11 protein-coding genes are annotated in these 10,637 nt (G+C 46.1%); all 11 read left to right on the forward strand.

Annotated elements, in window-relative coordinates:
* Positions 1 to 3: 3 nt before the first annotated feature.
* The 11 genes from NB504_RS07855 (at position 4) to NB504_RS07905 (ending at position 10,631) form a co-directional block, all read left to right on the forward strand.
* Positions 4 to 1,446: an MSHA biogenesis protein MshI gene (locus tag NB504_RS07855; RefSeq protein WP_258428598.1), complete on the forward strand. Its 1,443-nt coding sequence runs from the start codon at positions 4 to 6 to the stop codon at positions 1,444 to 1,446.
* Complete coding sequence (gene gspM / locus NB504_RS07860; protein ID WP_258428599.1) at positions 1,443 to 2,087, forward strand: type II secretion system protein GspM; 645 nt, start codon at positions 1,443 to 1,445, stop codon at positions 2,085 to 2,087. Before NB504_RS07855 ends, gspM begins: the two co-directional genes overlap by 4 nt.
* On the forward strand, positions 2,077 to 2,403 hold the full coding sequence (locus NB504_RS07865) for an MSHA biogenesis protein MshK (RefSeq protein ID WP_258428600.1): 327 nt from the start codon (positions 2,077 to 2,079) through the stop codon (positions 2,401 to 2,403). Before gspM ends, NB504_RS07865 begins: the two co-directional genes overlap by 11 nt.
* Positions 2,404 to 2,417: 14 nt before the next feature.
* Positions 2,418 to 4,046: a pilus (MSHA type) biogenesis protein MshL gene (gene mshL / locus NB504_RS07870; RefSeq protein WP_258428601.1), complete on the forward strand. Its 1,629-nt coding sequence runs from the start codon at positions 2,418 to 2,420 to the stop codon at positions 4,044 to 4,046.
* Positions 4,047 to 4,051: 5 nt separating this feature from the next.
* On the forward strand, positions 4,052 to 4,897 hold the full coding sequence (locus NB504_RS07875) for an ExeA family protein (protein WP_026029164.1): 846 nt from the start codon (positions 4,052 to 4,054) through the stop codon (positions 4,895 to 4,897).
* Positions 4,894 to 6,039, forward strand: a complete 1,146-nt coding sequence (locus tag NB504_RS07880) for a lipopolysaccharide assembly protein LapB (RefSeq protein WP_258428602.1) — start codon at positions 4,894 to 4,896, stop codon at positions 6,037 to 6,039. The genes NB504_RS07875 and NB504_RS07880 overlap by 4 nt, the downstream gene beginning before the upstream one ends.
* On the forward strand, positions 6,029 to 7,753 hold the full coding sequence (locus NB504_RS07885) for a GspE/PulE family protein (RefSeq protein ID WP_064624286.1): 1,725 nt from the start codon (positions 6,029 to 6,031) through the stop codon (positions 7,751 to 7,753). The genes NB504_RS07880 and NB504_RS07885 overlap by 11 nt, the downstream gene beginning before the upstream one ends.
* A 12-nt stretch (positions 7,754 to 7,765) precedes the next feature.
* Positions 7,766 to 8,983: a type II secretion system F family protein gene (locus NB504_RS07890; RefSeq protein ID WP_013857883.1), complete on the forward strand. Its 1,218-nt coding sequence runs from the start codon at positions 7,766 to 7,768 to the stop codon at positions 8,981 to 8,983.
* 10 nt (positions 8,984 to 8,993) lie between these two features.
* On the forward strand, positions 8,994 to 9,455 hold the full coding sequence (locus NB504_RS07895; protein WP_017046652.1) for a hypothetical protein: 462 nt from the start codon (positions 8,994 to 8,996) through the stop codon (positions 9,453 to 9,455).
* A gap of 95 nt (positions 9,456 to 9,550) precedes the next feature.
* Positions 9,551 to 10,126 carry a prepilin-type N-terminal cleavage/methylation domain-containing protein gene (locus NB504_RS07900; protein ID WP_013857881.1) on the forward strand — a complete coding sequence of 192 codons (576 nt, stop codon included), beginning with the start codon at positions 9,551 to 9,553 and terminating at the stop codon, positions 10,124 to 10,126.
* A 37-nt stretch (positions 10,127 to 10,163) separates the two neighbouring features.
* Complete coding sequence (locus NB504_RS07905; RefSeq protein WP_258428603.1) at positions 10,164 to 10,631, forward strand: type II secretion system protein; 468 nt, start codon at positions 10,164 to 10,166, stop codon at positions 10,629 to 10,631.
* The last annotated feature ends 6 nt before the right edge of the window (positions 10,632 to 10,637 follow it).

The raw sequence follows: 10,637 nt of genomic DNA on the forward strand, positions 1-10,637 counted from the left end.
TATATGAATCTTCAGTCACTGATTGATAAATTAACACCATCTAAAGCGACGTTGCGGCAATTGTTCGTTGTCGTAAGACCTGATGCTCTCTATTTCTCGGCTTTGGATGATGCGACTTTGCCGGCAGAGATCCCGCTTGATGGTGCAACGTGGCAACAGGTACTCTTTCACGCACTCAAACCGCTCAACATCAAGGGTACGGTAATTAACCTTGTCCTCCACGCTCATTTTTATCAAACTTATCAAATAGAAAAACCGCAGTTACCCAAAGAAGAGTGGTCAGTCGCCCTGCCATTTTTATTGAAAGATCTGGTGACAGAGAAAGTCACTGACATCATCGCTGATGCTTTTCCGTTACCCGCAGATAATAAAATTCAAGCCTACGTGGTCTCAAAACGCACGGTATTGGAAGTGGCGTCGCAACTGAGTGCGATGGGTTTAGAGTTAGGCAAAGTCATTCCCGAAGATGAAGTGTGGGCGAGAAGTGCCGGTGATCTTGAGCATTTTTTTCTGCTACAGCGCAGTAAAAACAGCAGTTTTAAGTTTGACGCATTTGTGGATCGAAAATGCTGTTTTCAACGAACTATGAGAGGTGTTGTCTCTCCCATTACTGGCGTCGCCAGCTCGGTTTTACAGCTCGATGGCTTAGCGTTAGAACTGCAACGTTCGATCGATTACCTTTCCTCGCAGCTTAAAGGGGCCTCATTACATCAGCTAAAAGTGCTGTGTGATGAAGAAGCGCAGCAAGAGTTGGTCGATGCATTAAATGAACGTCTAAATGTCAAAGTTTCCCTGCTTGATGAGCGGTTACCGAGTTCGGCTCATCTGCTGGTGGAGCAAGTGACTCGCATTGACGATTCAATGCTCAACTTATACCCGGCGCATCTTAAGCCGAAGAAAGAGTATTTTTCACTCTCCATGGTCTGCGCGATTTGGGGCATTGTCGCTTTAGTGATGCTATTGGCCTATGCCAGTTATCAATGGCAAAATAGTCAATTGAAACAGCAGCTACAAGCTAAACAAGCGCAAAATAAAGTCCTTGCTGCTGAATTAGAAACGACCAAACAGAAAGTTGATAAGCATAAGCCATCGGTTGAAAAAATGGCGGCGATTGAGCGTTTGAAGCAGCAAATTAAGGGCAAACAAGCCACATTGGATTCGATTAATGAGTTTGATCAATCACAACAGGTCGGTTACTCAGGAGTCATGCGTTCGCTAGCCACACTCAGCCGTGATGATATTTCATTAACGACCATTACCATCCATCATGAGCAGCTCGATTTGCAAGGCTTGGCTAGAGAGGCGAAAGATATTCCAAACTGGTTAAGTCAGTTTAAAAGCGAACTGAACCTAGTGGGACGTAGTTTTGAAAAGTTAAAAATTGCGCGCAATGAGCAAGGCATTCTCATCTTTGAGCTTAAAACTAAAGCGGAGGATAGCCAATGAATTGGCAGAGCATCAGCAACAAATTTTTAGCCATCAGTTCGCGTGAAAAAATGTTGATCGCCCTGTGTGGCTTAGTGGTGATTATACTGCTCTTGTTTAGCTTGTTACTTGAACCCGCGATGAAATCGGTGGCGGCTAATCGGTTGCAGCTTCAGTCTGTTGAGCAGATAAACCAGCGAATGCAAGGTGAAATTCTGTTATTGACTGCTAAGCTTAATAAAGATCCTAATCAAGAGATTAATCTAGAATTCAAACAGTTAATGGCGCAGAGCCAAACTCTCTCGCTTGAGCTGGCAGCATTGGTTGATTCACTGATTACACCCGCAAAGATGGCGCAATTGCTTGAAAGTGTTTTGGCAACCAGCCCAGAGTTGACTTTGGTCTCCATGGAGTCATTAGCAGCAGAGCCGATTGCAAATAACAACCAATCATCTGAATATTCAGGCTATTATGTTCATCCTGTGAGATTGGAGTTCACCGGTAATTACTTCGCGATATTGAATTATTTGACCAATTTAGAAAGTTTACCGATGAAGTATTATTGGCGTCATTTCCAATACAAGGTAGAAAATTACCCCCAAGCCAGAGTCATTATGGAAGTGTACACATTAGGCATTAGACAGGAGTTTATTGGTGGTTAGATCCGTTTTTTCACTGCTGTTGATGTGTTTTGTATGCAGTAGTTGGGCAGCGCAAGATCCTACCGCGCCATTAGGTTGGGCGAGTGAGAGCGCATCACCTGTCAATAAGATAGAGAGTTACCCGCTACCTAGGTTGCAAAGTATTGTATGCCAACAAACCATACCTTGTGTGGCAGTGCTTAACGATCAAGTGGTTGGCATCGGAGAGTCGCTATTTGGCTACACAGTAGAAGCCATTGAACCACAGCAAGTGACCCTTTCTCGCAGAGGAAAGATGTGGGATTTAGGCCTCTTTTCTCTGGACATCAAGCAGTAAGGTATAGAAATCGTATGCGTAAAATCGTATTAGGCGTAGTCATCGTATCCTTAATGGGCTGTTCTATGGGACATCGCGATCCAGTTGAGATGAAACAGTCTTTGAATCAGGCGATTAATGAAGCCAACAGCCGAAATCTAGCCGTTCTACCGGCCTCCGTAGAAGCTGACTTGATGCCTGACATTGAGGGAATCACAGCGCGCAGTCAAGAAACGGTTAAACGCTTTCGTATCCAAGCTGATAATGTGGATGCAAGGGTATTTTTTGCCAGTTTAGTGAAAGGAACTGAGTTTAGTGCCGCCATCCACCCTGAAGTTACTGGAAGTGTAACGGTAAATCTAACCGACGTGACTTTGGATGATGTATTGGCCGTCGTTCGTGACATGTATGGCTATGAAATTATCAAAAAGGGTAAAGTGATTCAGGTTTACCCATCAGGCCTGCGTACGGTGACTATCCCGGTCGATTATTTACAACTTAAACGTACGGGCCGTTCTTTAACTTCCATCACCACCGGTACGATCACTAATACGGATACCGGTTCTAGTTCTTCGAGTAGTTCTAGCTCAAATTCCAGTTCTAATTCCAATTCGAGTAACTCATCCAGTAATTCGAAAGGTGGGACTGAAATTGAAACCACCAGTGAAAGCGATTTCTGGCCGCAGCTTGAAAAAGCCGTTGCACAGCTGATTGGCTCGGGCAAAGGTCAAGGCGTTGTTGTCACGCCACAAGCGAGCGTAATCACTGTTCGAGCCTACCCAGATGAAATTCGCGAAGTGCGTAACTTCCTTGGCATTTCTCAGCAACGTCTACAGCGACAAGTGATCCTTGAAGCGAAAATTTTAGAAGTCACCTTGAGTGACGGTTACCAGCAAGGGATCAATTGGTCAAATATGTCCTTTGGCAATGGTGATGTTGTGATTAATAAGGTCGGTAGTGCGGCTTCGTTACTGCCGGGGATGGATGCGATTGGCACTCTGCTGCAAGGCCAAACCAATGTCACCATTTCAGATGGCAGTTTTAAAGCAGTGCTTAATTTTATGGGAACTCAGGGTGATTTGAATGTCCTATCCAGCCCAAGAGTTACCGCTGCTAACAACCAAAAAGCGGTGATCAAAGTCGGCACTGATGAATACTATGTCACTGACGTGACGGGTGTGGTTGGTAATGGCGATAACTCCAATGTTGCACCAGATATCCAACTAACGCCATTTTTCTCGGGTATCTCGCTTGACGTGACGCCACAAATTGATGACCAAGGCAATGTGCTATTGCACGTGCACCCCGCTGTGATTGAAGTCGACGAGCAGACGAAACAAATTGAATATGCAGGCAAGCAAATTGTGTTGCCATTAGCGCGCAGTACGATCCGCGAATCAGACTCGGTAATCCGCGCACAAGATGGTGACGTGGTGGTGATTGGCGGATTAATGAAATCCAACACCTCCAATCAAGTATCTAAAGTCCCTTTTTTGGGGGATTTACCCGGGTTAGGATATCTGTTTCGTAACACCTCTGAGCTGACTGAAAAAACCGAATTGGTGATTTTGCTGAAACCAACGGTTGTGGGTGTTAATACCTGGCAAAAAGAGCTCGAACGCTCGCGTGAACTACTACAGGAGTGGTTCCCAGACGAAGAATAAACATCATGTATCTTGAGCACTTTGGTTTTGAGCAACTGCCTTTTCATCTCACGCCTAATACATCACTGTTTTTAGGCTTAGCGCCACATTACGAGGCGATTCAAACCGTGAGTGCCGCCATTGATTTAGGCGAAGGGGTGATCAAGATAACCGGAGAAGTCGGAACCGGAAAAACCATGGTGTGTCGTATGTTGATCAATCATTTACATGATCATATTGCACTGATTTATTTACCCAACCCAGCGCTTAATGGTCGAGAACTTCGCCAAGCTGTCGCCAGCGAACTAGGCCTTAGTAAGCAAGATGATGCGGATATTGTTGATCGTATTCAGCAACAATTGATTGTGCTAAAGCAGCAGGGGAAACGAGTAGTCGCGATTGTTGATGAAGCACAAGCGTTACCAGACGATGCATTAGAAGTGCTACGTTTATTCGGCAATTTAGAAACAGAATACACAAAGTTGTTGCAACTGGTGTTGATCGGCCAACCAGAGCTCGATGAGCGTTTAGCGCAGCACCATCTGCGCCAATTTCGCCAACGAATTACTTTTAGCGCTTATCTGCGGCCGCTCTCTTTAGATGAAACAGTCGCTTATATCGAGAGCCGCTTGAGCAAAGCCGGAGGTGATGCGCAACTGTTTAATCTTGAACAGAAAAAAGCGTTGTGGCGAGCCAGTTATGGTACCCCTCGTTTGATTAACCAAGTGTGTCACAAAGCTCTGTTGCTGGCTTTTACGCAAAACGACAGCACAATTCGCAATCAGCACCTATTTACAGCGATTCACGATACGTTTGATACCTGTAAGCCTAAGTTTAAACGCCCTTTTATGTGGGGATGGAGTCAATCATGAGTGCGATGAACGATGCACTATCAAAACTGGCACAAGCGCAACGCCAATCGGTGGTGAACTTGCAACCAGCGCAAGTTGCGAAAGTAAAACGCAGCCGCGCTTGGTTGTGGATGGTAGCCGGGTTTGCTGCCAGCTTAGCGGTCGGTGGATGGGCGGTGTCACAGCAGCAAGCTATGGTTGACCAAGCTACGGTTAACCAAGCTGCGGTTGACCAAACTATGGTCAGCCAAACAGTAGCCAGTCAAACACTGGCCAATCAAGCGATAGTGAATGAACCTAAGAGCCTGTTGTTAGAGGTTGATGAGCGAAGCTCTTCGCCTGCGCTTGTTTCTCCGACCACCAAAATTGTCCCAGTTCATCGTCCCGTTTATCAAACTGCCGTTGTTGCAGTGGACAAAAAAACGGCAAATTCAGCAACGCCCACAGTGACGGTTAAACAGGATTCGGCCTTAGCCAATCAACAGCCGTTGCATTCTAACCGTGCGGTCGCGCTCGGTGCTGAAAGTGGCCAAAAAATCTCAAGTGTTTTGATTGAACAAGTGGATTTGACGCCAGAGCAACTGGCGGTAAAAGCAATGAGCCGCGCTGATAAAGCCGTGGACAGCAATGAGCTCAAAGAGGCATTGGATGCCTACAGTGAAGTGCTACGCTTTACTCCAGATAATGAACTTGCCCGTCAAAAATTATCCGCGCTCTATTACGGCAAAGGTGATGCACGCAAAGCTTTTGAAATTTTACAAAGCGGTATAAAGCTCAATCATAATGGAGAAAGCTTGCGGATCGCGTTAGCTAAATTGCTGATTAAAGAGAAGCAGAGTGAAGCGGCGTTAACCCCGTTAGTTCATTTACCTGACAATGCTTCGATCGATTATCTCTCGCTAAGGGCCGCCTTGGCACAAAAAGCCAAGCAAGATTCACTCGCATTAGAAAGCTATCAACGCTTAGTCAAGCTTGATGCTGAGAACGCACGCTGGTGGTTAGGGCTTGCGATAGCACAAGAGCGTACGATGGATTTTCAGGCGGCTAAATATACCTACCAACAAGCGCTTGCGAAAGTTGGCCTCTCGAGTCAGTCACAACTGTTTATTCGTGATCGCCTAGTCGTACTAAGCAGTTTAGAGGAGAGTGCGAGTGCAAATTAAGCTACGAAAACGCTTAGGTGATCTGCTGGTTGAAGAAGGGATCATCACTGAAAATCAAGTTGAACAAGCGCTCGCTGCGCAAAAACGCAGTGGACGTAAACTGGGTGACACGCTGATCGAACTCGGCTTTTTGTCAGAGCAGCAGATGCTTAGCTTCTTATCGCAGCAACTTTCGCTGCCGCTGATCGATCTCAGCCGAGCCAATGTCGATATTGATGCAGTGCAGATCCTCCCGGAGGTACATGCACGCCGTTTACGCGCCTTAATCATTGGCAAAAATGGCGACACGCTGCGCATCGCAATGAGTGATCCGGCGGATCTGTTTGCGCAAGAATCTCTGCTCACTCAATTACCCCAATACAGTTTTGAATTTGTTATTGCTCCAGAAAAACAATTGGTTGAAGGGTTTGATCGTTACTATCGCCGCACCAAAGAGATTGCGTCCTTTGCCGAGCAGCTACAACTGGAACACCAAGGCAATACCGCCTTTGATTTCGATATCGGTGATGATGATAGCGATGAAGTGACCGTTGTTAAGCTCATCAACTCTCTATTTGAAGATGCGATTCAGGTTGGGGCGTCTGATATTCATATCGAACCTGATGCCAACGTATTGCGTTTGCGCCAGCGGATTGATGGGGTATTACACGAAACCCTACTCAATGAAACCAACATCGCTTCGGCTTTAGTGCTGCGTTTAAAATTGATGGCCAATCTTGATATCTCAGAAAAACGCCTCCCACAAGATGGCCGTTTTAATATCCGAGCCAAAGGCCAATCGGTCGATATTCGTATGTCGACCATGCCAGTACAATACGGTGAGTCGGTGGTGATGCGTTTGCTCAACCAATCATCCGGAGTTCGTAAACTGGAAGAGTCAGGTATTCCCGATGATATTTTACAGCGTTTACGTCATCAACTTAAACGTCCACACGGCATGATCTTAGTGACCGGCCCAACCGGCTCAGGGAAAACGACGACGCTGTACGGCGCGTTATCAGAGCTCAATGTTCCCGGTAAAAAAATCATTACCGCAGAAGATCCGGTTGAGTACCGATTGCCACGCATCAGCCAAGTGCAGATCAACCCTAAAATTGACCTTGATTTTTCAACGGTGCTGAGAACCTTTTTGCGTCAAGACCCGGACATTATTCTAGTCGGCGAGATGCGTGATCAAGAAACGGTTGAAATTGGTTTGCGCGCGGCCTTAACCGGCCACTTAGTGTTGAGCACCTTACACACCAATGATGCTGTTGATAGTGCCTTGCGCATGATGGACATGGGCGCGCCAGGTTATTTAGTGGCCAGCGCCGTGCGGGCGGTGGTTGCCCAACGTTTAGTGCGTAAAGTTTGCCCCGATTGTAAAGCGGTGGATGAGGTTGATGAAGCGCGCAAACAGTGGCTGACGGTGCGTTTCCCAAATCAAGTTGAAGCGGCTTTTACACGTGGGCGTGGGTGCCAGAACTGCAATTTGACGGGGTACCGTGGGCGAATTGGGGTTTTTGAAATGCTCGAACTTGAACACGAGATGATGGATGCGCTGCGCGCCAACGATGCGGTTAGTTTTGCGCAAGCCGCTCGTCAGTCGAAGCAGTACAAACCGCTGCTAGCTTCGGCGATGGAGTTGGCGCTACAAGGGGTTGTCAGTTTAGATGAAGTGATGAGCTTAGGTGAAGGTGATTCATCCGGCATCATTCAAGCCATCTATCTATAGTTAAGGTTACTCATGCCAACGTATCGTTATCAGGGTCGAAATTTAGATGGTAGCAAAACCTCTGGGCATGTTGATGCCCCGACAGAAGAGCTCGCGGCGGAAGCGCTATTTAACAAGGGTGTGATTCCGACCTTAATTTCGTCAGACCAAGGGGCTGATTTTTCGATTGATTGGAAATCGCTGTTTACCCCCAGTGTGCCACTTGAGGTGTTGGTAATCTTCTGTCGTCAGCTTTACAGCTTGACCAAGGCGGGTGTGCCGCTGCTGCGCTCGATGAAAGGACTTATCCAAAATTGTGCCAATAAACAGCTTAAAGAAGCATTGGAAGCGGTTAGTAATGAGCTAACCAACGGGCGCAGTTTATCGAGCTCAATGCAGATGTACCCGAAAGTCTTTAGCCCGTTGTTTGTGTCGATGATCCACGTCGGTGAGAACACAGGGCGGCTTGATGAAGCCTTGTTGCAATTGTCTCATTACTACGAGCAAGAAGTCGAAACTCGTAAACGGATTAAAACGGCGATGCGTTATCCGAGTTTTGTTATCAGCTTTATTTTGGTCGCGATGTTCATTCTCAACGTTAAAGTGATCCCACAATTTACTAGCATGTTTAGCCGTTTCGGGGTTGATTTACCGCTGCCAACTCGCATTTTAATTGGTATGTCAGATTTCTTTGTCAACTACTGGCCGATGATGATAGGCGTATTGCTTGGGTGTTTATTTGCTTTCAGAGCTTGGTTGAGCACAGCCGCAGGGCGTCAAAAGTGGGATAAGTTTCGCTTAAGAATGCCTATTGTCGGCGGCATAGTGAACCGAGCGCAATTGGCGCGTTTTTCTCGAACTTTTGCCTTGATGTTGAAAGCGGGGGTGCCGTTAAACCAATCGATAGCATTATCTGCCGAAGCGTTGGATAACAAATTTCTAGAATCTCGCCTGTTAGAAATGAAAGCTGCCATTGAAGCGGGAACAAGCGTATCCACCACCGCCGTAAACGCCAATATTTTTACGCCATTAGTTATTCAGATGATTTCGGTGGGTGAAGAGACAGGGCGCATTGATGAGTTGCTACTTGAAGTCGCGGACTTCTATGATAGAGAGGTGGATTACGATCTCAAAACCCTCACCGCGCGCATAGAGCCGATTTTATTGGTGATTGTTGCCGCTATGGTGTTGGTGCTGGCACTTGGCATCTTTTTGCCAATGTGGGGAATGCTCGACGCGATCAAAGGATAAAGGTTGTCAGATGAAAACGGCGATAGAGCGTTCTCAGTTCGTAATTTGGGGGTTGATTGTCTTTGTTCTTTTGATGGCTTTGCTATCAGCATGGCAGTCGATAGAAAAAGAAGCCAATCAAACCGCATTAGCGATGGCGAGCAGTAAAATCGTAGAAAGTGCCAATTTTTATAAGCAAGATTGGTTATTAAAGGGGCGGCCCTCAACTTTAATCGCGAATGGTCGATTACTCAATATGAGTACAACGGGCTGGGTATTACCATTGGCTGAGAATGAATCAAGTATAGATTGTCGTTATTGGTTAAGCCTGCTATACCCAGATGAACAACTACTTGAAAGCAAAGTGATTTCAATTGAGTCGGCACATCAAGCAAATCAGTATCAATGTCGCTATGTTTACAGTCAAAAACAGGTGATAACCATTGAACTTTTAAGGGATAAGTTTACAGTAAGCGTCGATTTTTCAGCATGAGTTTTCGACATAAGCAGTGAAATGGGCACTCGCCCCGTAGCGATGCGAGAACAAGTGCGTATAATACACGGTAATAACAAAGAGATAGGTAGAGCATGGATAACAAACAAACGGGCTTTTCCTTAGTTGAATTAGTCGTAGTGATTGTGGTTGTCGGCTTATTAGCCGTTGCAGCGCTACCCCGCTTTTTAGATGTCACCGATGAAGCGAAAAAAGCCAGCATCGAAGGGGTTGCCGGTGGTTTTGCTACTGGTGTTCTATCGGCGCGTGCTCAGTGGGAAGCTCAGGCAAGAACCTCTGTGACTTTGGGCTCGGAAAAACAAAACACCGTCAACTATGATGGTGTCAATTTCTGGTTGACCCGCTCTACAGATAGTAGCGGCGCCGCGACCGGTTTTAGGGACGGTTATCCGTTGGCGCTCAATACCGATAATACCAGTTATCCAGCGGCGATTACGGATCAGTCATGTATTGATTTAATGGATAATTTGCTGCAAAACCCACCAAAAGTTGACACAGTCGCTAATGCAGCCAATAACGCTAATGTAAAATATTCAGCACAAGCCGATGACGGTCAAGCCACTTGTACTTATGTGCAAAAAGAGGGCGGAACCGCGCACCAGTTTGTGTATGAGATAAAAACTGGTCGTGTGACCGTCACTTTGCAGTAAGTCTGCGCATTGATTAAAACATAGAGAGAAAGTAACTATGAAAAGACAAAACGGTTTCACCCTAATCGAACTTGTGGTTGTGATTGTTATTCTCGGCATTCTCGCCGTCACCGCAGCACCACGTTTTTTGAATTTACAAAATGATGCTCGTGAAGCTACATTGCAAGGTTTAGCCGGTGCAATTCAAGGTGCTGCAGGCATCGTTTATGGAAAAGCAGCTATAGAAGGCATTGAAGCAACTTCTGGAGCGGTTAGCATCAGCGGCCAGGCTATCAATACAACATTTGGTTACCCGAATGCCACCAAAGATGATATTACTAATATCGTACAAGGTATTGGTGATAATGCCGATTTCCGTTTTATTCAAGAAGTTTCTGCTGCAACTCCTGCTGCTACATTTGGTATTCCAAACTATACAACACAATGTGTTACCTACACACAAGCAGCTGATGCGAATACTCCGGCAACGGCAGTGGTTGGTACTACAAACTGTACAATACCTTAATATTTC

The sequence above is a fragment of the Vibrio sp. RM-69-4 genome (assembly GCF_024743775.1).
GTDB classification, from domain to species: domain Bacteria; phylum Pseudomonadota; class Gammaproteobacteria; order Enterobacterales; family Vibrionaceae; genus Vibrio; species Vibrio anguillarum.